The organism is Pseudactinotalea suaedae, from assembly GCF_009733815.1.
GTDB classification, from domain to species: Bacteria; Actinomycetota; Actinomycetes; order Actinomycetales; family Beutenbergiaceae; genus Pseudactinotalea; species Pseudactinotalea suaedae.
Genome location: NZ_WNXY01000001.1, coordinates 413,479 through 437,113, shown reverse-complemented (window position 1 = coordinate 437,113; position 23,635 = coordinate 413,479). Strand labels below are relative to the sequence as shown.

Annotated in this window: 21 protein-coding genes and 1 tRNA gene; 2 read left to right on the top strand and 20 right to left on the bottom strand. The window is 72.6% G+C overall.

Features of this window, described 5'->3' with window-relative positions:
- Nucleotides 1-344 precede the first annotated feature (344 nt).
- Both GPA04_RS02040 and GPA04_RS02035 read right to left on the bottom strand, forming a co-directional pair.
- Nucleotides 345-920 carry a GNAT family N-acetyltransferase gene (locus tag GPA04_RS02040; protein ID WP_156221807.1) on the bottom strand — a complete coding sequence of 192 codons (576 nt, stop codon included), beginning with the start codon at nucleotides 918-920 and terminating at the stop codon, nucleotides 345-347.
- Nucleotides 921-1,043: 123 nt separating this feature from the next.
- On the bottom strand, nucleotides 1,044-1,727 hold the full coding sequence (locus GPA04_RS02035; protein ID WP_156221805.1) for an ANTAR domain-containing response regulator: 684 nt from the start codon (nucleotides 1,725-1,727) through the stop codon (nucleotides 1,044-1,046).
- A gap of 140 nt (nucleotides 1,728-1,867) precedes the next feature.
- On the opposite strand from GPA04_RS02035, the gene GPA04_RS02030 reads away from it, so the two are divergent.
- Nucleotides 1,868-1,941, top strand: a tRNA-Leu gene (locus GPA04_RS02030).
- A 199-nt stretch (nucleotides 1,942-2,140) separates the two neighbouring features.
- On the top strand, nucleotides 2,141-2,848 hold the full coding sequence (locus GPA04_RS02025; protein WP_162458497.1) for a glycerophosphodiester phosphodiesterase: 708 nt from the start codon (nucleotides 2,141-2,143) through the stop codon (nucleotides 2,846-2,848).
- Nucleotides 2,849-2,858: 10 nt separating this feature from the next.
- Here the strand turns inward: GPA04_RS02025 and GPA04_RS02020 are convergent, their stop codons facing one another.
- The 18 genes from GPA04_RS02020 to GPA04_RS01935 all read right to left on the bottom strand — a co-directional run bounded on the left by GPA04_RS02020 (nucleotide 2,859) and on the right by GPA04_RS01935 (nucleotide 23,633).
- A complete protein-coding gene (locus GPA04_RS02020; RefSeq protein WP_156221801.1) occupies nucleotides 2,859-3,950 on the bottom strand; it encodes a DivIVA domain-containing protein in 1,092 nt (363 codons plus the stop codon).
- On the bottom strand, nucleotides 3,943-5,370 hold the full coding sequence (locus GPA04_RS02015; protein WP_156221799.1) for a coiled-coil domain-containing protein: 1,428 nt from the start codon (nucleotides 5,368-5,370) through the stop codon (nucleotides 3,943-3,945). The genes GPA04_RS02020 and GPA04_RS02015 overlap by 8 nt, the downstream gene beginning before the upstream one ends.
- A gap of 53 nt (nucleotides 5,371-5,423) precedes the next feature.
- Nucleotides 5,424-6,230 (bottom strand): siderophore-interacting protein, encoded by an 807-nt coding sequence (locus tag GPA04_RS02010; protein WP_156221797.1) that lies wholly within the window; start codon nucleotides 6,228-6,230, stop codon nucleotides 5,424-5,426.
- Between the two features lie 77 nt (nucleotides 6,231-6,307).
- Entirely contained in the window at nucleotides 6,308-7,003 is a 696-nt protein-coding gene (locus GPA04_RS02005; protein ID WP_156221795.1) for a hypothetical protein, read from the bottom strand.
- Entirely contained in the window at nucleotides 6,996-7,694 is a 699-nt protein-coding gene (locus tag GPA04_RS02000; RefSeq protein WP_156221793.1) for a hypothetical protein, read from the bottom strand. Before GPA04_RS02000 ends, GPA04_RS02005 begins: the two co-directional genes overlap by 8 nt.
- The gene (locus GPA04_RS01995; RefSeq protein WP_156221791.1) at nucleotides 7,687-8,364 is read right to left on the bottom strand and encodes a hypothetical protein; all 678 of its coding nucleotides are present in this window, start codon (nucleotides 8,362-8,364) and stop codon (nucleotides 7,687-7,689) included. The genes GPA04_RS02000 and GPA04_RS01995 overlap by 8 nt, the downstream gene beginning before the upstream one ends.
- A gap of 77 nt (nucleotides 8,365-8,441) precedes the next feature.
- Nucleotides 8,442-9,866, bottom strand: a complete 1,425-nt coding sequence (gene pyk / locus GPA04_RS01990; RefSeq protein ID WP_156221789.1) for a pyruvate kinase — start codon at nucleotides 9,864-9,866, stop codon at nucleotides 8,442-8,444.
- Nucleotides 9,867-9,909: 43 nt separating this feature from the next.
- Nucleotides 9,910-11,379 (bottom strand): glutamate synthase subunit beta, encoded by a 1,470-nt coding sequence (locus GPA04_RS01985; protein ID WP_156221787.1) that lies wholly within the window; start codon nucleotides 11,377-11,379, stop codon nucleotides 9,910-9,912.
- A complete protein-coding gene (gene gltB / locus GPA04_RS01980) occupies nucleotides 11,372-15,946 on the bottom strand; it encodes a glutamate synthase large subunit (protein WP_156221785.1) in 4,575 nt (1,524 codons plus the stop codon). The genes GPA04_RS01985 and gltB overlap by 8 nt, the downstream gene beginning before the upstream one ends.
- Nucleotides 15,947-16,056: 110 nt before the next feature.
- Nucleotides 16,057-17,067, bottom strand: coding sequence for a prolipoprotein diacylglyceryl transferase (lgt, locus tag GPA04_RS01975; protein WP_156221783.1), 1,011 nt, complete (start codon nucleotides 17,065-17,067; stop codon nucleotides 16,057-16,059).
- Nucleotides 17,064-17,879, bottom strand: coding sequence for a tryptophan synthase subunit alpha (gene trpA / locus GPA04_RS01970; RefSeq protein ID WP_156221781.1), 816 nt, complete (start codon nucleotides 17,877-17,879; stop codon nucleotides 17,064-17,066). Before trpA ends, lgt begins: the two co-directional genes overlap by 4 nt.
- A complete protein-coding gene (trpB, locus tag GPA04_RS01965) occupies nucleotides 17,876-19,174 on the bottom strand; it encodes a tryptophan synthase subunit beta (protein WP_194238920.1) in 1,299 nt (432 codons plus the stop codon). The genes trpA and trpB overlap by 4 nt, the downstream gene beginning before the upstream one ends.
- On the bottom strand, nucleotides 19,171-19,983 hold the full coding sequence (gene trpC, locus GPA04_RS01960; protein WP_156221779.1) for an indole-3-glycerol phosphate synthase TrpC: 813 nt from the start codon (nucleotides 19,981-19,983) through the stop codon (nucleotides 19,171-19,173). The genes trpB and trpC overlap by 4 nt, the downstream gene beginning before the upstream one ends.
- 135 nt (nucleotides 19,984-20,118) lie before the next feature.
- A complete protein-coding gene (locus GPA04_RS01955) occupies nucleotides 20,119-20,529 on the bottom strand; it encodes a DUF2752 domain-containing protein (protein WP_156221777.1) in 411 nt (136 codons plus the stop codon).
- Nucleotides 20,526-21,119, bottom strand: coding sequence for a DUF4190 domain-containing protein (locus GPA04_RS01950; RefSeq protein ID WP_156221774.1), 594 nt, complete (start codon nucleotides 21,117-21,119; stop codon nucleotides 20,526-20,528). Before GPA04_RS01950 ends, GPA04_RS01955 begins: the two co-directional genes overlap by 4 nt.
- Before the next feature lie 3 nt (nucleotides 21,120-21,122).
- Nucleotides 21,123-21,434: an HGxxPAAW family protein gene (locus tag GPA04_RS01945; RefSeq protein WP_241680533.1), complete on the bottom strand. Its 312-nt coding sequence runs from the start codon at nucleotides 21,432-21,434 to the stop codon at nucleotides 21,123-21,125.
- 16 nt (nucleotides 21,435-21,450) lie between these two features.
- The gene (locus GPA04_RS01940) at nucleotides 21,451-22,044 is read right to left on the bottom strand and encodes a Trp biosynthesis-associated membrane protein (RefSeq protein ID WP_156221772.1); all 594 of its coding nucleotides are present in this window, start codon (nucleotides 22,042-22,044) and stop codon (nucleotides 21,451-21,453) included.
- A complete protein-coding gene (locus GPA04_RS01935; protein WP_156222377.1) occupies nucleotides 22,041-23,633 on the bottom strand; it encodes an anthranilate synthase component I in 1,593 nt (530 codons plus the stop codon). Before GPA04_RS01935 ends, GPA04_RS01940 begins: the two co-directional genes overlap by 4 nt.
- Between the last annotated feature and the right edge of the window lie 2 nt (nucleotides 23,634-23,635).

Here is a 23,635-nt window from a genome sequence, read left to right as displayed (position 1 = left end):
TGTGCCTCGGCGCAGCGCGCATCAAGGTCTTGGGTCACGGTCCGGGCTTCCGGGGCGGGCTCATCCATGCCGTGCATCGCTCCGAGCGATGCCGCCGCCGGTCGCCATACGCCCGCCGTCACGCGGCGGCCGCGGCCTGGGCTTACTAGGCGCCGACAGCTCCGTGCACAGCACGGTTGCGGGCCTTCTGGCACCGTAGCAGGACCGATTCCGCGGCTGCGACCGCGCCAGATCCCCCTCGATCAGGCCTGAGCCGCGCGATCATGCGGCTGGCGGCCTGTTCACCTCCAGGTCGGAACGTTAGCCAATCGTGACCTGACCCATACCTGGCGATGGTCCGGGCGTCAGCGACCCGCGTGCGAAGCGGCGCCGCGGCTGCCCAGGTCGATGCCGCGCGCGGGCGTGGGCGGCAGCCCGCGCGAGCGACGGCGGCGGGCGATCAGCTCGTCGATGCCGCGCGAGCGCCGCGGGGTGGCGAGGATCTCGAGCCGGCGCTGCAGCACCGCCGTCTCGGCGATGCGGCGGGTGGCGGCGGGCTGAAAACCCAGACCGGAGAGGAATCGCTGCTCCGACCGGCTGCCGGTCAGCGGCATGGTCACCACATGGGTGGCGCCGCCCTCGGCCGCGACCTGCGCGGCGAGCGCCATCAGCGCTCGCCCGACGCCGTGGCGGCGGTGGTCGGAGTCGACGTAGAGGGCCTCGAGCTGGAGGAAGGCGACATCGGAGAACAGGTTCACGTCGACGTGCTGCGTGAGCGCCGCCCCGACGATCGCGTCGTCGCCGTGGTCGGCCACGAGGAGGCTGGCGCCCGGCATCCCGCACCATGCGGCGAGCTGGTCGCCGAGGGCCTCGGCGTCAGGGCTGCAGAGCTGTGGTCCGAGGGGCGAGTCCGCGCGTGCCAGTCTGAGGAGCTCGACCACCTGCGCCAAGTCCTCGGGTCGGGCCAATCTGGAGATCGGGCCGTGTCGCACGCGTGTCTGCCTCCTTGAGCCGAGATGCGAACCTGCCACACCCTACGCCTCCGGGGTGGGGCGTGGGGAGAGTCAGTCGGCCGAGCCGACCTGGTCGATGACGGCGTCGGCGACCTCACGCATCGTGAGCCGGCGGTCCATCGAGGTCTTCTGGATCCAGCGGAAGGCCTCCGGCTCCGACAGACCCATCCGCGTCATCAGCAGGCCCTTGGCGCGGTCGACGCGCTTGCGGGTCTCGAACCGGTCGGTGAGGTCGGCCACCTCCGCCTCGAGCGCGGCGATCTCGCGGTGGCGGTGCAGCGCGATCTCCAGTGCCGGCAGCAGGTCGGCGGGCGTGAAGGGCTTGACGACGTACGCCATGGCGCCGGCGTCACGGGCACGCTCGACGAGCTCGGTCTGCGAGAACGCGGTCAGCAGCACGACCGGGGCGATCCGGGCCTTGGTGATGCGCTCGGCGGCGGTGATGCCGTCGAGGACGGGCATCTTGACGTCCATGACCACGATGTCGGGCTCGAGCTCGGTCGCGAGCCGGACCGCCGTCTCGCCGTCACCGGCCTCGCCGACGACGTCGAAGCCCGCCTCGTTGAGCGTCTCGACGACGTCCATGCGGATCAGCGGCTCGTCCTCGGCGACGACGACGGTACGGCGGTCACGCGGCTCGCGCTCGGTCTCGGGCTCTCGCTGCAGGGCCTCGTCGAGGTCCAGGAGCAGCGGCTCGGAGTCCTTCGCGGTCTTCTTCGGCTTGGCTTCGGTCACCTGGGTAGCGTAATGGTCCAGCGCCCCCGTGTACGCGAGAGGAACGTCACGTCGACGCGCGGCCCGGATCGGGGCGACGCGGCCGGGTGGCGTGCCCGTGGACGCACCCGGTGCGCGCGAGGCGCTACCGTTTCCCCGGCGCCCCGGTAGCCCAACCGGCAGAGGCAGTGGTCTCAAACACCATCCAGTGTGGGTTCGAATCCCACCCGGGGCACCCTGTGACGTGACCGCACCGTCACACCCGCCAGCGCCTGCCGCACTCGGCGGAAACTGCCGTTCTCGCGGTCAGCCGGCACGGGGCCGGGCAGCCGCAGGTCGCCTGCCGGACGCGTCTCGTTCACCATCTGCTGGTCGACTTCCTGCTGGGCTCGCCGCCTCGGAGCGAGGCCCGACACGACAGAAGGAGCACCACCGTGACGCAGACCCTCCCCGACGAGCGTGCGGCCCGGCCGCGCATCTCCGGCCACCGTGGCGCGCTCGCGGTCGAGCCGGAGAACACGATCCGCTCGTTCCGCCGCGCGATCGCCGACGGCGCCGCAGTCGTCGAGCTCGACCTGCACCGGTCGGCGGACGGTGCCCTCGTCGTCATGCACGACGCCACGGTCGACCGCACGACCGACGGCACCGGAGCGGTCAACGACCTCGACCTGGCCGCGATCGCCGGCCTGAGCGCGGGCGGCGAGCGCGTGCCCACGTTCCCCGAGGTGCTGGCCGCCGTCGAGGCACCGATCCAGGTCGAGGTGAAGGACCCGCTGGCGGTCGAGCCGCTGGTCGAGCTGCTGGCCGACCTGCCCGAGTCCGCCGCGAGACTGGTCCTGTCCTCGTTCAGCGAGGAGATCGTGCGCCGGCTCGCCGCAGCGCTCCCCGGCGTTCCGCGCGGCCTCATCACCCACCGGTACGAGGAGGGGCTGGACGCGCGCCAGCGCGCGCTCGGGAGCAGTGTCGCCTACTGCGGCTGGGAGGGCCTGACCGAGACGGCGGTCCGATCGCTGCACGAGGCCGGCCTCCTCGTCACCGTGTGGCCGGTCAACACCCACGAGGAGGTCGAGCGGGCGCTCGCGCTCGGGGTCGACGAGATCTCGTGCAACGACCCCGGCGAGGTGGCGAGCTGGCTGCGCTGACCCGCGACGATCAGGAGCTGGGCTTGTCCTGCGGCTGATCGCCGGAGATCTCGGCCGGGTCCGCCTCGGGCTCGGTGCTCGCCTCGGCGTCCTCGGACTCCTCGCCCTCGTCGCCCTCCTCGGCAGGTGCGGCCGGCCCGGCAGCGGCGGCGGGAGCCTCCTCCGTCACCTCCTGGACCACGGCGTCGAGGATCGAGCCGTGCGCACCACCACCGATGGTGGCGAGCATCTGACGCACGTTGGACAGCTGTGCGGTGATGGCCTCACGCTGGTGCGAGGCAGCAGCCAGCTCGCGCTCGGACTCGCGCCGCACCTTCTCGGCGATCTCACGCGCCTCCTGCACCATCCGCGCGGCCTCGGCCCGAGCGCTCGAGAGCCGCTCCTCGGCCTCGCGCTCGGAGTCGGTCTTGCGGGTCTCGGCCTCCTTCTCGACGGCGGTGAGGCGCTCCTCGGCCGCGGCGAGCTTCTGGTCCTGCGCCGCCAGCGCGCGAGCGAACTCGGCGGCCGAGCTGTCGCGGCGCTCCGCGAGCGTGGTCTCGAACTCGGTGGCGGCGGCGGCCGCGCGGGCGCGCTGGCGCTCGTAGACCGCCTCGGCCTCCTCGCGGCGGGCCGCGGCCTCACGGTCGGCGACGTCGAGGATCTCGTCGGAGCGACGCTGGGCATCTGCGAGCCGGCGGGCCACCTCGCCATCGGTCCGCGAGAGCGACTCGTCGGCGTGCGCCTGCGCCTGGGAGAGCACCCGCTCGGCCTTCGCCTGCGCCTCGGACAGCACGCGGTCGGCCTCCTCGCGCGCCGCTGCGCGCAGTGCTCCCGCCTCCTCCTGGGCCAGGGCCAGGATCTGGCCCACCCGCTCCCCCAGCTCGGCGAACGACGGCGGAGCGCTCGTGCGCGAGCTCTCCTCCAGTCGTGCCACGCGCCGGCGGAGCTGCTCGGTCTCGTCGAGCGTCTGGGTGTGCTGGGCACGGGCCTTCTCGAGCTCGACGGCGCGCTGCGCGGCGGCGACCCGTGCGGCCTCGGTCGCCTCCTCGAGCGAGGCGACGTAACGGTCGACCTCGGTGGGCTCGTAACCGCGCAGCACGGTACGGAAAGCAGTCTCAGACATTCATGGCTCCTCGGGTGGATGAGTCCGCCTGCTCGGGTTGCTCCGGCACGGACAAGGCTTCGATGACTCCGGCGAGATCGCCGAGCTCGGAGGTGATCGCGTCGCGACGGGCTCGTAGCGTCGCGACCTCCTCGCGCGCCACGGCGAGGACCTGGGCGGCCTCCTCGCGCAGCTGCTGGGACTCACGGCGCGCGTCGTCGAGCAGCTGGACCGCCTCGGCCCGCACCTTCGCCGTCTCGGCGTAGGTCTCGCGCTGCATCCGTTCGAGATCGCTCGCGGTCCGCTCGCGCACGAGGCGTGCGCCGTCGGCGGCGTCGGCGAGCCGCTGATCGGCCCGGCTGACCTTCTCGGCCGCCTCGGCGCCGGCACGTTCCAGGATGGCCCGGGCGTCGTCCTCCGCCCTGCTGCGGGTCGCTGCGGCGTCGGAGTCGGCGACGCGGACCAGGGCCAGCGCGCGCGAGGTGGTCTCCTCGGCGGCTGCGTGGGCGTCGGCGAGCTGCTGCCGCACCCGGTGCGAGGAGCGGGCGAGGATCAGCGAGAGCCGGGTCCGGACCGCCCGCGTGTGCGCCGCCAGCTCCGAGGCGGTGCGGCGGCGGCTCGCGTCGGCCTCGGCCTGGGCGCCGCTGAGCAGGGCCGCCACCGTGCCCTTCGCCCACGCGAGGTGATCCTGCGCCTCGGTGAGGATCGCCTCGGCCTCGGCCTGCGCGTCGGCCAGCGCGCGATCCCGTTGCGCGGTGGCGTCCGCGAGCAGCTCCTCGCCACGGCGCCGGTGGTCGGCGAGCACCCCGGTGGCCTCCTGCAGCAGCCGCTGGTGCTCGGCGGCCGCCTCGGAGCGGACCCGGTCGGCGTCGGCATCGGCGCTCGCGAGCCGTTCCTGCGCGGTGCGATGGGCGGCGCGCACGGCCTGCTCGGCCTGACCTCGTGCCTGGTCCAGGCCCTCGTGCGTGGTGCGCGCGAGCTCGGCCAGCTCGGCGTCGTGCTCGGCGCGCTCGCGCTCCACCTCGCGGGTCGCCCCCGCGATCATCGCCTCCGCGCGGGCGGTGGCGTCGGCGACCAGCCGCTCGGCCTCGGCGCGCGCGTCAGCGACCGCGGCGGCAGCGGTGCGTTCCGCCGTCGAGGTGACGATCGCGGCCTGGTCCGCCGCGTCCGCCAGCGCCTGCGTCGCGTCCTCGCGCGCGGCTGCGAGCGTCGTCGCGGCCGCGCTCCGATCGAGCTCGGCATCGCGGCGTGCCGCGGCTGCGGCGTCGTAGCTCTCCTGCTCCGCACGGCGCTGCTCGGCGAGCTCACGCGCCTGCGCGGCAGCCGCCTCGGCTGCCTCGGCGCGCAACCGGTCGGCGTGCTCCTGGGCGGTCTGCAGGATCTCGACGGCGTGGCGATGCACATCGCCCACGCCAGCCGTACCGTCCTGAGTCCCGGTCACACGAGCAACTGTAGTCACGTCGACCAGGACCTGGCGAGGGCGGCAGCCACGTCTCAGATCTGCCCGACGGGCTCGCGCTTCTCGGCCTGGAACTGATCCTCGACCCGTCCTTGCGCCCAGTACGCCGAGATCGACAGCCGGGCCCGGTCGAGGTCCCGCTCCTCGCTGAGGTAGCGGCGCAGCAGCTTGACGCTGCCGCGCTCGCCGTGGACGAACGCCTGGACGTCGCCCTCGGGCCAGGCGAGCGCCTGCACGGCGGCGAGCAGTGCCTGCTCGCCGCGTTCGCGCACCCACGTGAGATGGACCCCGTCGGGGTGGGCGAGCTCGACGACGTCGCTCTCGTCCTCGACCTGGATCACCGCGTGGCCGACGGCGTCCGCCGGCATGGCCTCCAGCGCCGCGGCGATCGCCGGCTGGGCCGACAGGTCGCCCACCAGCAGGTGCCGGTCGGCCGCGGGGTCGGGTGCGTAGCCGCCGCCCGGCCCGGACAGGACGAGCTGGTCGCCGGGGCGGGCGCGTGCGGCCCACGGGCCGGCCACGCCGTCGTCGCCGTGGAGCACGAAGTCGATCGCCAGCTCCTGGGCCTCGGTGTCGACCCACCGCACCGTGTACGTCCGCATCCGCGGGAGCGCCTCCGGGCGCTCGGCGCGCAGCTGCTCGAGGTCGTAGGGCGGCTCCAGCGCGTGGGACGGCTCGACGAACAGGAGCTTGACGTAGCGGTCGGTGCACGCGTTGTTCTGGAACGAGGCGAACCCCGGCCCGCCGGCGACCACCCGCATCAGGTGCGGCGTCAGCCGCTGCGTCCGGATCACCTCGAGCACGGTCTGGGGTCGCCCGCCGCGCCCTCGTACGTCTGCCATCGTTTCCTCTCCTCGTGGTTAGGCAAACCTAACCGGTCGCGGAGGACGGCGGCGTTCGCGTCCGCGGGTCGGGCTGCTCAGCCGACCTGGAGGCTGGACACGAGGTCGTCGCAGCCGCGCTCGATCACGGCGCGGTCGCCGTCGGGCGTCCACTGGCAGTACAGGTGCAGCAGCTGCGTCTCGCTGAACAGCCACCACCCGGTGTAGGAGTACCGGGACAGCCCGATGTCCTGGTGGATGGCGGGGTGCCCCGCCAGCGTCGTCATCTCGGCCTCGCCCAGCGGCTCGGCGCCGATCTGCTCGCGGTACTGCGCGAGCTTCTCCTCGATCGCAGCCAGCGGCACGCGGCCGCACCCGTCGGCGAGCCCGTCCCAGTCGAGACCGGTGTAGATGACCACCTGGATCACGTTCAGCGTCGGCTGCGCAGGCTGGGTCGGCACCGCGTACCACGTCGAGTGCAGCGCCTCGACCGGGTTGTCCTCGACATAGCTCGTCGAGGCGGTGAAGCCCGCGGGCATCGACCAGGTCGCGGTGGTGAGGTCGATGGCGGCGAGCTGCAGCTCGGTGTCCCGCTCCTTGTCGTCCTCGGCCCCGCACTCCAGCAACCACGACGGCACCTCGGTGGGCATCGTCGCGCTCCGGTCGGGCTCGGGTGTGGTGCGCTCGCCCCCGACGCCCGGCTCGTCGTCGCCGTCGGCGAGGCCGCACCCGCCGACCGTCAGCAGACCGGCGAGCAGCACCGCGACGGCAGCCGCGACGGTGCGACTAGGCACCGGGCACCGTCACCGACGCCGCCAGCGCGTCGCAGCCGGCGAGGATCGTGACGCGGTGAGCCTCGTCGGTCCACTGGCAGTACAGGTGCAGCAACTGGCTCTCGCTGAAGAGCCAGTAGCCCGTGTAGTCGTAGCTGGAGAGCCCGATCTCCTGGCCGATGGCCGGCAACCCGGCCAGCGTGGTCATCTGCGCCTCCCCCAGCGGCTGCGCCCCGATCTGGTCGCGGTACCGGGCGAGCTTCTCCTCGACCGCCTCGAGCGGCACGCGACCGCAGCCGTCGGCCAGGTCGGCCCAGTCCACGCCGGTGTAGATCACGACGTTGATCACGTTGAGGCTGGGCAGCGGGGGGGCGGTCGGCTCCGCGACCCACTCGCTGTGCAGGGTCTCGACCGGGTTGTCCTCGACGTAGCCGCTCGCGGCCGCGAATCCCGCAGGCATGGTCCAGGTGGCCTGGGTCAGGTCGAGCGTCGTCAGCTGCAGATCCTGGTCGCGGTCGCCCTTGTCCTCCTGCCCGCACTCCAGCAACCAGGACGGCACCTCGGTCGGCATCGTGGCGCTCTCGCCGGAGGCTGACGTGCTCGCACCGTCGGTCGGGTCCTCTCCCCCGCCACCGGGGAACGCGCACCCTGCCAGCACCGCGAGGGCGATCAGGGCGCCCACGACCGGGTGCTTGCGTTGCCGGCTACCCACCGGTGACCTCGAGCGAGGCGACGAGCGCGTCGCAGCCGGCGAGGACCCGGTCCTTCTCGGCGTCCGAGGTCCACTGGCAGTACAGGTGGATCAGCTGGTTGCGACCGAAGACCCAGTACCCCCGGTAGGAGTACTCGGGCAGCGCGACCTCCTGCTGCACGGCCGGCATCCCGCTGACCTCGACCTCGACGAGATCGCCGATCGGCTCGGCCCCGCTGCCCTCGCGGTAGGAGGCCAGCCGCTCGTCGATCGCGGTGGTCGGCACGCGGCCGCACTGATCGATGTCCTCGCCCCAGCTCAGACCCGAGTAGACGACGACGGCCAGCACGTTGAGCGGGACCGCGTCCTGGGCCGGCTCGGCGGCCCAGAAGGACTCGATGTGCTCGACGGGACGGTCCTCGGAGTACTTGAACGTCTCGACGAAACCCTCCGGCATCGCCCAGGTCGCGGTGCTGAGCTCGTCGTCCGAGAGCTGCACGGTCGGGTCCTGGTTCGCAGGGTCGCCGCAGTCCAGCAGCGCCGGGTCGATCGAGGTCGGCGCCTCGGCCGAGGTCGCGTCGCCGGACCCGCCCTCGGTCGACCCCTCGCCGCCGTCGCCGCTGGTGCCGCAGCCGGCCAGCGCGAGCGTCAGTGCGGCCGCGACCAGCGCGAGCTTTCGTCGGTGCCCCATGCGCAGATGTCTAACACAGCTGGACCGGACCCCGGACGGGCAGATCGCCCCTGCGCGTCCGGGTACCCCTCAGCCGGTCAGTCGTGGACGATCTGCTCGCCGATGGCGTGCAACCGGATCGAGTTCGTGCTGCCCGCCACACCCGGGGGCAGACCGGCCACCACGACGACCGGGTCGCCGACGTCGGCGAGCCCGGAGTCCTGCACCACCTGGTCCATCTGGGCGACCATGTCGTCCGTGTGCTTGACCTGCGGCACGATGAACGACTGCACGCCCCAGGTGAGCGCGAGCTGGTTGCGGACCTCGGGGACCGGTGTGAACGCGAGCAGCGGGATCGCCGAGCGCAGCCGCGCCATGCGGCGGGCGCTGTCACCGGACTGGGTGAAGCAGGCGACGTACTTGACCTCGAGCGACTCCGCGATCTGCTTGGCCGCGCGGGTCATGACGCCGCCCCTGGTGTGCGGCGGCACCGTCACCCGGGTGACCCGCTCCAGGCCGTGCTCCTCGGTGTTCTCGATGATGCGCGCCATCGTGCGCACGCACTCGATCGGGAAGTCCCCCACGCTGGTCTCACCGGAGAGCATCACCGCGTCGGCACCGTCCAGGACCGCGTTCGCGCAGTCGGAGGCCTCCGCGCGTGTCGGACGGGGCGCGGAGATCATCGACTCCAGCACCTGCGTGGCCACGATGACCGGCTTGGCGTTGCGCTGCGCCATCTCGATCGCGGTCTTCTGCACCAGCGGGACCTCTTCGAGCGGCAGCTCGACGCCGAGGTCGCCGCGGGCGACCATGATGCCGTCGAACGCCGCGATGATCTCCTGCAGGTTGTCGACCGCCTGCGGCTTCTCGATCTTCGCGATCACCGGGACGCGGCAGCCCTCCTCGTCCATGATCACGCGGACGTCGTCGTAGTCCGCGGCCGAGCGCACGAAGGAGAGCGCGATGAAGTCCGCGCGCAGCGCCAGCGCCCAGCGCAGGTCCTCGGCGTCCTTCTCGCTCAGGGCGGGCACGTTGACCGCGACGCCGGGGAGGTTGAGGCCCTTGTTGTTCGACACCGGTCCGGCGACCTCGACGCGCGTGACCACGCGCGGTCCCTCCACCGCGGTGACGCGCACCGCGACGCGACCGTCGTCGATGAGGATCATGTCGCCGGGCGCGACGTCGCCGGGGAGGCCCTTGAACGTCGTCGACACCAGCTCCTTGGTGCCCGGCACGTCCTCGGTGGTGATCGTGAAGGTGTCGCCCTCGGCGAGGTAGTGCTTGCCCTCGACGAACCGGCCGAGCCGGATCTTCGGACCCTGCAGGTCCACGAGGATCGCGACCGCGCGACCCGAGGCCTGCGCCGCCGCCCGCACCCGCTCGATGACGAGGGCGTGCTGCTCGGCCTCGCCGTGGCTCCTGTTGATCCTGGCGACGTCCATACCGGCGTCGACGAGTGCTTGGATCATCTCCGTGCTCTCGGTCGCCGGACCCAACGTGCAGACGATCTTGGCTCTACGCATGCTTCAACCCTAATGAGAAATCAGTAACGGATCGGACGTCTGCTCAGACGGCGATGGACATCGTCGTCGGCTCGATGGGAGCCGGCAACTCGGTGTTCCCGCGGAGGTAGGAATCGACGGCGGCAGCCGCCGACCGACCCTCGGCGATGGCCCAGACGATCAGGCTCTGGCCGCGGCCGGCGTCGCCAGCGACGAAGACCCCCGGGACGTTGGTGGCGAACTGCCGGTCGCGCACGATCCGGCCGCGCTGATCGACCTCGAGCCCGAGCTGGGACACGACGCCGTCGGTCTCGACGCTCGTGAAGCCCATCGCCAGCAGCACCAGCTGGGCCGGGATGACGCGCTCGGTGCCCGCGACGGGCGACGGGCGGCCGTCGACGAAGTCGACCTCGGTCACGTGCAGCTCGGCGACCCGGCCGGACTCGTCCCCGACGAACTGCGCGGTCGAGGTCGCGTACACGCGCTCGCCGCCCTCCTCGTGCGCGCTCGCGACCCGGTAGATCATCGGGTAGGTCGGCCACGGCTGCCCCTCGGGGCGGTCCTCGCCCGGCCGCGGCATGATCTCGAGCTGGGTGACGCTGCGCGCACCCTGGCGCAGCGCGGTCCCCAGGCAGTCGGCTCCGGTGTCGCCGCCGCCGATGATGACGACGTCCTTGCCCTCGGCCGAGATCTGGCCGGGAACCTCCTCGCCCAGCGCCGCGCGGTTGCCCTGGGGCAGGTACTCCATCGCCTGGTGGATCCCGTCGAGGTCGCACCCGGGCACCGGCAGCTCCCGTCGCACGGTCGCCCCCATCGCGAGCACGACGGCGTCGTACCGCTCGAGCAGGTCGGTGCCGGTGGTGCCCTCGTCGAAACCGACCGCGACGCCCGGGCGGAAGCGGGTGCCCTCGGCCTCCATCTGGGCGAGCCGGCGGTCCAGGACCGACTTCTCCATCTTGAACTCGGGGATCCCGTAGCGGAGCAGCCCACCGATCGCGTCGTCACGCTCGAACACCGCGACGGTGTGACCGACGCGGGTCAGCTGCTGCGCGGCCGCGAGCCCCGCGGGGCCCGAGCCGATGACCGCGACCGTGGCGTTGGTCAGCCGCCCCGGAACCTGCGGCTCGACGAGCCCCTCCGCGAACGCGGTGTCGGCGATCGAGACCTCGATGTTCTTGATCGTCACCGGGGGCTGGTTGATCCCCAGCACGCACGAGGTCTCGCACGGCGCCGGGCAGAGCCGGCCGGTGAACTCGGGGAAGTTGTTCGTGGCGTGCAGGCGCTCGATCGCGTCCTCCCAGCGACCGAGCCGGGCCAGGTCGTTCCACTCCGGGATGAGGTTGCCGAGCGGGCAGCCGTTGTGGCAGAACGGGATGCCGCAGTCCATGCAGCGCCCCGCCTGGCGGGCCAGCGCGGGCCCGTCCTCGGGGCGGTGCTCGTAGACCTCGCGCCAGTCCTGCAGCCGGATCGGTACCGGTCGCCGCGCGGGCAGCTCACGGTCCCTGGTCTTCAGGAAGCCCTTCGGGTCAGCCATGGGTCGCCTCCAGGATGCGGTTCCAGACCTGCGGCTCGGCCACGTCGACACCATCGGCGTCGGCCTGCGCGAGCAGCGCGGTCACACGTGCGTAGGCAGGCGGTCGCAGCCGGGTGAACCGGCTGCGGATCGCCTCGGGGTCCGCCGCGAGCTCGCCGGCGATGCGCGAGTCGGTGTGGCGGTGGTGGTCGCGGAGCAGGGTGGCGATCACCGCGATGTCGTCGTCCTCGGGCGTCTCGAGGCTGAGCTCGCCGGAGGCGACGGCCGGGCCGTTGACCAGCGAGGCGTCCAGGTCCAGGACGTACGCGGTGCCGCCCGACATGCCGGCGCCGAAGTTGCGCCCGGTCGGGCCGAGCACGATGACGGTGCCGCCGGTCATGTACTCGCAGCCGTGGTCACCCACCCCCTCGACGACCAGCGTGGCTCCGGAGTTGCGCACCGCGAACCGCTCTCCGACGACGCCGCGCAGGTACACCTCGCCGGAGGTCGCGCCGTAGGCGATCACGTTGCCGGCGATGACGTTCTGGCTCGGCGCGAACACCGCGCTGCGCTCGGGCCGCACGACGATGCGTCCGCCGGACAGGCCCTTGCCGACGTAGTCGTTGGCGTCGCCGTGCAGCCGCAGCGTGATCCCCCGCGGCAGGAACGCGCCGAAGGACTGCCCCGCCGAACCGGTCAGCGCGACGTCGATCGTGCCGTCGGGGAGCCCGTCGGCGCCGTAGCGCTTGGTCACCTCGGACCCGAGCATCGTGCCGACCGTGCGGTTGACGTTGCGGACGCGCTCGCTGATCTGCACGGGCTCGCCGCGCTCGAGGGCGGGGCCGGCCTGCGCGATCAGCGTGTTGTCCAGCGCGCGCTCGAGGCCGTGCTCCTGGCCGCGCACCTGGTGCGGCGCCGAACCCGGCGGCAGCTCGACCTTGGCCAGGATCGGGCTGAGGTCGAGCCCGGAGGCCTTCCAGTGGTCGACGGCCGCCTGGGTGTCGAGCATCTCGACGGCGCCCACCGCCTCCTCGATCGAGCGGAACCCGAGCTGGGCGAGGTAGCTGCGCACCTCCTCGGCGATGAACTCGAAGAACGTGACCACGAACTCCGGCTTGCCCGAGAACCGGGAGCGCAGCTCGGGGTTCTGGGTGGCCACACCCACCGGGCAGGTGTCGAGGTGGCAGACCCGCATCATGATGCAGCCGGACACCACGAGCGGTGCCGTGGCGAAGCCGAACTCCTCCGCGCCGAGCAGCGCCGCGATCACGACGTCCCGGCCGGTCTTCAGCTGGCCGTCGGTCTGGACCACGATGCGGTCGCGGAGGTTGTTGAGCACCAGCGTCTGCTGCGTCTCGGCGAGACCGATCTCCCACGGCGCGCCCGCGTGCTTGAGCGAGGTCAACGGGCTCGCGCCCGTGCCGCCGTCGTGCCCCGAGATCAGCACGACGTCCGAGTGAGCCTTCGAGACCCCGGCCGCGACGGTGCCCACGCCGACCTCCGAGACCAGCTTGACGTGGACCCGCGCCTGCGGGTTCGCGTTCTTGAGGTCGTGGATCAGCTGGGCGATGTCCTCGATCGAGTAGATGTCGTGGTGCGGCGGCGGCGAGATCAGGCCCACGCCGGGGGTGGCGTGCCGGGTCTTCGCGACCCAGGGGTAGACCTTGCCGCCGGGGAGCTGACCGCCCTCACCCGGCTTGGCGCCCTGCGCCATCTTGATCTGCAGGTCGTCGGCGTTGACCAGGTAGTCCGAGGTGACGCCGAACCGCCCGGAGGCGACCTGCTTGATCGCGCTGCGGCGACGCGGGTCGTGCAGCCGGTCGGTGTCCTCGCCACCCTCGCCGGTGTTCGACTTGCCACCGAGCATGTTCATCGCCACGGCGAGCGTCTCGTGGGCCTCCTGCGAGATCGAGCCGTAGCTCATCGCGCCGGTGGAGAACCTCTTGACGATCTCGCTGACCGGTTCGACCTCCTCGACGGGGATCGGCTCGCGCACGCCCTCCTTGAAGGCGAACAGCCCGCGCAGCGTCATCAGCCGCTTGCTCTGCGCGTCGACGCGGCTGGTGTAGTCGCGGAAGACGTCGTAGCGGCGGTTCCGGGTGGAGTGCTGCAGCCGGAACACCGTCTCCGGGTCGAACAGGTGCGGGTCGCCCTCGCGCCGCCACTGGTACTCGCCGCCGACCTCGAGCCGCCGGTGCGCGGCGGGGATGCCGCTCTTGGGGTAGGCGCTCGCGTGGCGAGCGGCGACCTCGGCCGCGATGACGTCGAGCCCGACCCCGCCGAGCGGCGTCGGGGTGGCGGTGAAGTACCGCTCGACCAGCTCGTGGGACAGACCGAGCGCCTGGAACACCTGCGCGCCACGGTAGGAGGCGACGGTCGAGATCCCCATCTTGCTCATCACCTTGAGCACGCCCTTGCCGAGCGCCTTGATGAGGTTGCTGACCGCCTTCTCGGGGGTGACCCCGGTGACGACGCCGGAGTGCACCAGCTCCTCGACGCTCTCCATCGCGAGATAGGGGTTCACGCACGCGGCGCCGTACCCGATCAGCAGCGCCACGTGGTGCACCTCGCGCACGTCGCCCGCCTCGACGAGCAGGGAGATCTGCGTGCGGTTCTGACGCTTGAGGGTGTGGTGGTGGACCGCGGCGGTCAGCAGCAGCGACGGGATCGGCGCGAGCTCGTGGTCGGAGTCGCGGTCCGAGAGCACGATGAAGCTGACGCCCCGCGCGATCGCGTCGTCGACCTCGGCGAAGATCTCCTCCAGACGCCGCTCGAGCGCGGCCGCACCACCCGCGACCGGGTACAGACCCTTGATCGTCACGGCGGAGAAGTTCTTGCCGGCCGCGACCGTGCGGTGGATGTGCTTGATCTTGGCGAGCTGGTCGTTGTCGATGGTCGGGAACGGGATCACGAGCTTGCGCGCGTGCGCCTCGTCGTCGACCAGCAGGTTCGGCTCGGGCCCGATGGCGCCACCGAGCGAGGTGACGAGCTCCTCGCGGATCGCGTCCAGCGGCGGGTTCGTGACCTGCGCGAACAGCTGCGTGAAGTAGTCGAACAGCAGCCGCGGCCGCGAGGACAGCACCGCGACAGGGGTGTCCGTGCCCATCGAGCCGAGTGCCTCGATACCGGCGGCGGCCATCGGCCGCAGCAGGATGCGCAGCTCCTCCTCCGAGTAGCCGAAGGTCTGCTGCCGGCGCAGCACCGAGCTGCGCGAGTGGGCCACGTGCTCGCGCTGCGGCAGGTCGTCCAGCCGCACCATGTTGTCGGCCAGCATCCGCGCGTAGGGAAGCCGCGCGGCGAGCTCGGACTTGATCTCGGAGTCCTCGAGGACGCGGCCGATGCCGGTGTCGACGAGGAACATCCGGCCCGGCGCGAGGCGGCCCTTCCGGGCGATCTTCTCCGGCGGGATGTCGAGGACGCCGGACTCGGAGGCGAGCACGACGAGGCCGTCCTCGGTGATCCAGAACCTCCCCGGGCGCAGCCCGTTGCGGTCGAGCACGGCGCCGATGTAGCGGCCGTCGGTGAAGCACATCGCCGCCGGACCGTCCCAGGGCTCCATGATCGTGGAGTTGAACTCGTAGAACGCGCGCCGCTCGGGCGTCATGGTGGCGTGGTTCTCCCACGCCTCCGGAATCATCATCAGCACCGCGTGGGGCAGCGAGCGGCCACCCAGGTGCAGCAGCTCGAGCACCTCGTCGAAGCTCGCGGAGTCGCTCTCGGCCTCGCTGCAGATCGGCAGCAGGTCGGTGACGTCACCCAGCAGCTCGGAGGACAGCATCCCCTGCCGGGCCGCCATCCAGTTCCGGTTCCCGCGCACGGTGTTGATCTCGCCGTTGTGGGCGACCAGCCGGAACGGGTGCGCCAGCGGCCACGACGGGAAGGTGTTGGTCGAGAACCGGGAGTGCACCAGCGCGATCTCGGTCGCGAAGCGCGGGTCCGAGAGGTCGGGGAAGAACGGTTCGAGCTGCTTCGTGGTGAGCATGCCCTTGTAGACCAGGGTCCGCGAGGACAGCGACGCGAAGTAGACGCCGAGGGCGCGCTCGCAACGCTTGCGGACCCGGTAGGCACGGCGGTCGAGGTCGATGCCCTCCAGCGCCTGGTCCCGACCCGCCACCACGAGCTGCTTGAAGCTCGGCATGCACGCGCGAGCGGTCGGTCCCACGAGGTCGGCGGCGACGGGGACGTCGCGCCAGGCGAGCAGGTCCAGGCCCTCCTCGGCCACGATGTCGCCGATGCCGCGCATCGCGGCCTCCTGCGCCGCCGGCTCGGTGGGAAGGAAGCACAGGCCGATCGCGTACCGCCCCGGTGCCGGGAGGTCGGCGTCGACGACGTCGCGCACGAACGCGTCCGGCACCTGGGTGAGGATGCCGGCGCCGTCGCCGGAGTTCTCCTCCGACCCGACGGCGCCGCGGTGGTCGAGGTTGAGCAGCGCCGTGAGGCCGGCGTCGACGATGTCGCGCCCCGGCGTGCCGCGCAGGGTCGCGACGAACGCGACGCCGCAGGCGTCGTGCTCGTTGCGCGGGTCGTAGAGGCCCTGCGCCGGCGGGTGGGCGCTGAACGGGAACGCCTGGTTCTCGGTCATGCTCATCGGGTCCGTCCTCCCACTGCGACGGGGGTCGCAGCCGTTGTACTGGCGAGGGACGTCATCGGCCCGTGATGCCTGGTCAGGATAGCGACATGCGTGATGCTGACGTCGTGTCAGTCCACCTGCGGCGATGTGCGCTTGTCAGCGTGGACGGTGTCGGCGGCGTCGTCGTCCACGGGGTCGTCGGGCTCGACCGGGTCGTCGGGAGCCTGTGACTGGTCCGCCTCGTCCGACTCGTGATCGGACTCGGGGTCGTCGGCGGGGTGCCCGTCGGTGTCGGCTTCCGCCGGCTCGCGGCCGGGGACCCAGATCGGGTCCTCGACGCCGCGGGTGCGCCGGCCGATGACGACGAACGCCGTGAGCGCGGCGAGCAGCACGAGGATCGAGACCCACACGTTGACCCGCAGCCCCAGGACCAGCTCGGCCTCGTCGATGCGCAGCATCTCGATCCAGAGCCGGCCGAGCGTGTAGAGCGCCACGTACAGCCAGAACACCCGGCCGTGGCGCAGCCGGAACCGGCGATCGACGTAGATCAGCACGGCGGCCATCGCCAGGCACCACAGCAGCTCGTACAGGAACGTCGGGTGGAACAGGGTGCCCTCGGGATGGTCGAGGCCCTGCGCACGCAGGTGCGCCTGGTCGATCTGCAGCCCCCAGGGCAACGTGGTCGGGGCGCCGAAGAGCTCCTGGTTGAAGTAGTTGCCGAGACGACCGATCGCCTGCGCGACGAGCAGCGCCGGGGCGATCGAGTCGGCGAGCGGCGGGAGCCGCAGCCCCGAGCGTCGCAGCGAGATCCACGCGCCGAGGGCGCCGGCGGGGATCGCGCCCCAGATGCCGAGGCCGCCCTCCCAGATGCGCAGCGCGAGCGCGAGGTTGCCGTCGGGACCGAAGTAGCGGTCCGGAGAGGAGATCACGTGGTAGATCCGGGCGCCGATGATCCCGAACGGCACGGCCCACATCACCGCGTCGAGCAGCGCACCCTCGGGGCCGCCACGGGCCCGGTAGCGCTTGCCGGCGATCAGTGTCGCGACGACGATCCCGGCGAGGATCGCGACCGCGTAGGCGCGGATCGGGAGGGGTCCGAGGTACCAGACGCCGACGGCCGGGCTCGGGATCCCGGTCACGCGCTCTCCTCGCTCTCGACGCCTCGCCGAAGATCGGTCACGAGCGTGCGCAGCGCGTCGATGCCGGCGTCCCCCGGCGCGCTGCCGAGGGCGCGGACCGCTGCCGACCCGACGATGACGCCGTCGGCGAACGCCGCGATCTCCGCGGCCTGGGCGGCGGTGGAGACCCCGATGCCGACGCAGACCCGTTCGGCACCCGCGTCACGGGTGCGCCGGACCAGCGCCTCGGCACCGCTGCCGACGGCCGACCGCACTCCTGTGACACCCATCGTGGAGGCAGCGTAGACGAAACCGCGCGACGCCTCCGACGTCATCGCCAGCCGCTCGGTGGTCGAGCTGGGTGCGACGAGGAAGATCTTGTCGAGGCCGTGCTCGTCCGCGGCAGCGGCCCACTCCCCCGCCTCGTCCGGGATCAGGTCGGGCGTGATGAGGCCGGCGCCGCCGGCTGCCGCGAGATCGTGCGCGAAGCGTGCGACGCCGTACCGCAGCACGGGGTTGTAGTACGTCATCACCAGCGTCGCGGCACCGGTGGCGGCGACCTCCCGCACGGCGCGGAGCACGTCGGAGGTGCGCACCCCGCCGTCGAGGGCCTGCTGCGCCGCGGCCGCCACGACCGGCCCGTCCATGCCGGGGTCGGAGTACGGGAGCCCGAGCTCGATGATGTCGGCCCCGGCCTCGACGGCGGCGCGGGCCGCGGCGATCGAGCTGTCGACGTCGGGGAAACCGACCGGCAGGTAGACGACGAGCGCCGAGCGACCCTGCGCGCGGGCGTCGTCGATGGCCGCGCCGGCGGTCCTGCGTGGCTGGCTCACTCGCCCACCCGCTCGTCGGCGGCGTCGGCGTCGTCGGCGCCTCGCAGGCCGGGTCCGCCGTTGCCGGTCAGCCCGAACCAGTCGATCGCCGTCTCGACGTCCTTGTCACCGCGTCCCGACAGGCTGACCAGCAGCGTGACGTCCTGAGGGTCGGCGCCGCCCTCGACGAGCTCGCGGCCGAGCACCATGGCGCCCGCGAGGGCGTGCGCCGACTCGATCGCCGGGATGATGCCCTCGGTGCGCGAGAGCAGCGCGAACGCCTCCATCGCCTCGGCGTCGGAGATGCCGCGATAGGTCGCGCGACCGAGGTCGGCGAGCCAGGAGTGCTCGGGGCCCACGCCCGGGTAGTCGAGCCCGGCGCTGATCGAGTGCGACTCGATCGTCTGGCCGTCCTCGTCCTGCAGCAGGTAGCTCTTCGCACCGTGCAGCACACCGGGGCTGCCCTTGGAGATCGTGGCGGCGTGCCGGTCGGTGTCGACGCCGTCGCCGGCCGCCTCGCAGCCGAGCAGCGCGACATCGGGGTCGTCGAGGAACGCGTGGAAGATCCCCATCGCGTTCGAGCCGCCACCCACGCACGCGACCACGGCGGTCGGCAGCTCGCCGAACCGGTCCAGCATCTGCTGGCGGGCCTCCTCGCCGATGACCTTCTGCAGGTCGCGCACCAGGGCGGGGAACGGATGCGGACCGGCCACCGTGCCGAACACGTAGTTGGTGGTCTCCACGTTGGTCACCCAGTCGCGGAACGCCTCGTTGATGGCATCCTTCAGGGTGCGCGAACCCGCCGTCACCGGGACCACCTCGGCGCCGAGCAGCCGCATCCGTGCCACGTTCAGCGCCTGCCGGCGGGTGTCCTCCTCGCCCATGTAGATCGTGCACTCGAGCCCGAACAGCGCCGCCGCTGTCGCGGTCGCGACGCCGTGCTGGCCGGCGCCGGTCTCGGCGATGACGCGGGACTTGCCGATCCGCTTCGTCAGCAACGCCTGACCGAGCACGTTGTTGATCTTGTGGGAGCCGGTGTGATTGAGGTCCTCGCGCTTGAGCACCACCCGCACGCCGCCCGCGCTGCGCGCGAACCGCGGCACCTCGGTGATCGGCGAGGGGCGCCCGGTGTAGTCGCGCGCGAGCGCGGACAGCTCGAGCGCGAACGTCGGGTCCACGCGGGCCTTGTCCCAGGCGACCGAGAGGTCGTCGAGCGCCGCGATCAGGGCCTCGGCCACGAACCGGCCGCCGAACTCGCCGAAGTAGGGCCCGGTCGCCGACCGCAGCGGCGCGCTGCCGCCGTGCTCGGCGGTCACGGGCGCACGGACCGCAGCGCCGGGTGCGCCCCGGCCGCGACCATGTCGGAGGTCGCTCCGCGAGGGTCGCCGGTGGTCACCAGCGCCTCCCCCACGAGCACGGCGTGCGCACCCCAGCGGGCGTAGTCCAGGACGTCGTGAGGACCGCGGACGCCGGACTCGGCCACGATGACCACGCCGGGCGGCACGCGCGGCGCCAGCACCGAGAACGTCTCGCGGTCGACCTCGAGCGTGTGCAGGTTGCGTGCGTTGATGCCGATGACGCGGGCGCCGGCCTCGAGCGCGCGGTCGACCTCCTCCTCGGTGTGCGCCTCGACCAGCGGCGTCATCCCGAGCGAGACGACCCGCTCGATCAGCCCGGTCAGCACCGGCTGCTCGAGCGCGGCGACGATCAGCAGCACCACGTCGGCTCCGTGGGCGCGGGCCTCGAACACCTGGTACGGCGTGACGACGAAGTCCTTGCGCAGCACCGGGACGTCGACGACGGCACGCACGGCGGCCAGGTCGGCGAGCGAGCCACCGAAACGGCGCTCCTCGGTGAGCACGCTGATCATCGCGGCACCGCCGGCCTGGTACTCGCGGGCGAGCGCAGCCGGGTCGGGGATGTCGGCGAGCGGCCCCTTCGACGGGCTCGACCGCTTCACCTCGGCGATGACCTTGACGGCGTCGTCGCTGCGGAGCGCGGTGATCGCGTCGCGTGCGGGCGGTTGGTCGGCTGCGCGCGAGCGCATCTCGGCGAGCGGTACCGCAGCCTCACGGCCGGCGAGGTCCTCACGAACCCCGGCGACGATGTCCTCGAGCACGGTCATACAGTGCCTGCCCTGCCCGTCCGGCCTACCCTGCCTGATTCGCTCCTCATGCTCGCCACGTCGACCATGCTAGTTGGATCCACGCAGACGCCGTACCACGGCCGGGCGGCACGACGCAGGGCGGACGGCGGCGCCTCAGACGGGGCCGAGCACGCCCTGGAGCGCGGGCACGTTGCGCAGCACCGAGAACGCGAGCGCGACGCCCAGCGCGCTCACCCAGACCCAGGTCGGTGGGCTCCAGGCGGGCCGGTCGGTCGCGGCCCGCACCAGCCACACCAGCCACAGCACCGCGACGACCGGCATCGCGATCGTCAGCAGCGGGTTCATCGACCAGGCTCCGACGAGGTCGCCGGTGGCCAGGTCGTGCGCGGCGCGCAGACCGCCGCAGCCGGCGCACGCGTAGCCGGTCAGGGCCAGCAGCGGGCAGAGCGGGTAGCCGCCCTCGTGCGGGTCGCGCAGCGCGACCACGAGCGTCGCCGCGGCGAGCACACCGCCGACGAGCAGCGGCGTACCGACACCGCGACGGGTCCCGGCTCTCGTCGTCACACCTGCGCGAGCTGCGTCAGATAGCTGAGCGAGCTGAGCACGCTGAGGCCGACACCGATGCTGCCGAGCACCACGCCCGCCGTCGCCACGCCCCGGTTGCTGGCCGTGCCGGCATCGGCTGCCCTCCGGCCCTGGATACCCATGAGGATCGCGCCGATGCCCAGACCGATGCCGAGCAGCGACCCGAAGCACAGCACGATGCTCAGGATCCCCATGACGAGCGCGCCGGTGCCCTTGCCGTTGTCCAGCGAGCTGCTGATCCACCCGCCGTACCCGGGTGCGCCGGGCGCGCCGGGGTAGCCGCCGGCCGCGGTGTAGGGCGAGTAGCCGGCCGCCGGGCCGGGGTAGCCCTGACCCGGAGGCGGGGTGCCGTAGCCCGGTCCTGCGGGCGGTGTGCCGTAGCTCGGAGGCGTCGGCGCGTCCGTGGGCGGCGTCCCGTAGACGGGCACGTCGGTGGGCGTCTGCCAGGGCTGCGCACCCGGAGCCGGTGGCGGGGTGCCGGGGCGGGGGTTCGAGGACGAACCGCCCTCGGGCTGCTCACCGTAGGGGTTGACGCCGCCGCTCGGCGGAGGTGCGGAGCCGTAGGACATCGATCAGACGGTCTCGTCGTCTTCCTGGGCCTGCCGGGCCATGGGTGAGCGCGGCTGGCCGTGCCCCATCCGACGCAGGATCGCGCTGGCGACGATGCCCAGCACGATGACAGCGATACCGGCGATCAGCAGCGGGATCAGCGCCAGCGCCATGCCGACCGCGACGACGACACCACCGATGCTGACGACCCAGGTGAGGGTCCAGGCGGCGAGGGTCTTGCCCTCGTTCGGGTAGGCAGCCATCCTCGGCAGCCCGACCGGCTCCTCGATGACCTCACCATTCACCTGACGCACGATCACGGTCTCACGCTCCACGCCAGCAGCCTACCGGTTACCTGCTAGAGGGATCGTCTCCGCGACTCAGTGCGTCCCAGTCGTCCATGGCCTGTCCGCGGGGTGTTCGCGGCTGCCCGCCCGGCGCCGGTGCCGCCGCCTGCGAGCCCCGTTCGTAGCGGCGACCGACCCGTTGCCAGGAGCCCGCCAGGAACGGCAGCGCGACGCCGGCGAGCACGGCCACCACGGCGACCGCGAGGGCGATCGTGGGCCACGGGGCGACCGCGACCTCGCCGTCGATCTGCGGCACCCCGCTGACCTCGGCGGCCGCGGCGAGCACGCCACGCTCGGGATCGGCGAGGAACAGCGCGGCGGAGACCCCCGCGAGCGCTCCCCCGGCGATCACGCCGACGACGGCGAGCACGCGCGCGACCCTGCCGGCCAGGGCGAGCACGAGACCGGACACGAGCACCACCAGCCCCGCGCTCGCGACACCGGGAGCGGCCTCGGCGCCCCCGACGGCGACCGCCTCGGTGCTGACCGTGGTGGGCGCGAGGGCGCTCGCCCAGGTGGGCAGCGTCAGCCCGAAGAGCGCGAGCCCGAGCAGGACGACGACGGCGACCGCGCGCCCCCGTCCGAGCCTGCCTCTCATCGCGGCGCGCCGGCCGAGGCGAGCGTCGAGGCGATCCGGATCGCCCGCAGCGCAGCGGCTGCCTTGTTGCGGGTCTCGATGTACTCGGTCTCGGGGTCGGAGTCGGCCACCAACCCGCCGCCGGCCTGCACGGTGGCGCGGCCGTCGGCGATCACGGCGGTGCGGATCGCGATAGCGGTGTCCATGTCGCCGGCGAGGTCGAAGTAGCCGACGACGCCTCCGTAGATGCCCCTGCGCGCCGGTTCGAGCTCGTCGATCAGCGCGATCGCGCGCGGCTTGGGTGCTCCTGAGAGGGTTCCCGCGGGGAAGGTCGCGGTGAACGCCTCCAGCGCGGTGGCCTCGGGTCGCAGCTCGCCGGTGACCGTGGAGGACATGTGCATGATGTGGCTGAACCGCTTGATCTCCATGAGCTCGACCACGGCGACGGTCCCCGGCAGGCAGACCTTGCCGAGATCGTTGCGGGCGAGGTCCACGAGCATGAGGTGCTCGGCGCGTTCCTTGGGGTCGACCAGCAGCTCCTCGGCGAGCTCCTTGTCCTCCGCGGGGCTGGCACCGCGCGGGCGCGATCCGGCGATCGGAAAGCTCGTCACCTGCCTGCCGGCCACCTTGACCAGGGTCTCCGGGCTGGACCCGACCACGTGGTAGCTGCTCGCGCCGCCGTCCGGGGTCGCGGAGCCGGGCAGGTGCACGAGGTACATGTACGGGCTGGGGTTGACCGTGCGGAGCACCCGGTAGACGTCGAGCGGGTCGGCGGGGCAGTCGACGTCGAACCGCTGGCTGAGGACGACCTGGAACACCTCGCCGTCGACGATCGCCTGCTTCGAGGTGCGCACGGCGTCGGTGTACTCCAGGTGCGCGGTGCGGTGCTTGACCTCGGGCTCGGGCGCACCGGTGTCGAGGACGCCCAGCACGTGCTCGGCGGGCTCCGCGAGCGCGGCGACCATCGCTTCGATCCGGGCCACGGCGTCGCGGTAGAGCTCGTGCAGCTGCTCCTCGTCGGGGTCGCGACCGGCGGCGGGCTCGACGAACGCGTTCGCGATCAGCCACAGGCTGCCGTTGCGGTGGTCCACGGCGACCATGTCGCCGATCAGCACCAGGCCGACGTCCGGCTGCTCGTGCTCCGAGGGCGCCCGTCGCGGCAGCGTGGGCTCCCAGTGATGGATCACGTCCCAGCCCAGCGCGCCGACGAACCCGCCGGTCAACGGTGGCAGGCCCGCCACCTGCGGCGTGTGCAGGCTCGCGAGCGCCTCGGCGAGCACCTCGAGCACGTCGCCCTCGGTGCGGACCGACGACGGGACGTCGCCCCACCAGCTCGCGTCGCCGTCGGGCCGGGAGACCAGCCCGGCCCGCGCGGTGACCCCGATGAAGGACCACTGGCCCCAGGTGCCGTCGGACTCGGCGGACTCGAGCACGAACGTGCCGACCCGCCCCTGCGTGAGGCGCCGGTACAGCCCGACGGGGGTGACGTCGTCGGCCAGCAGCCGCCGGACCACGGGGATGACGCGGCGCTCGCGCGCCAGCGCGGTGAACGCGGGCAGCTCGGGCCAGAGCTCGCCCCAGCCGACGTGCAGCGCTGCGGGGTCCGACACGC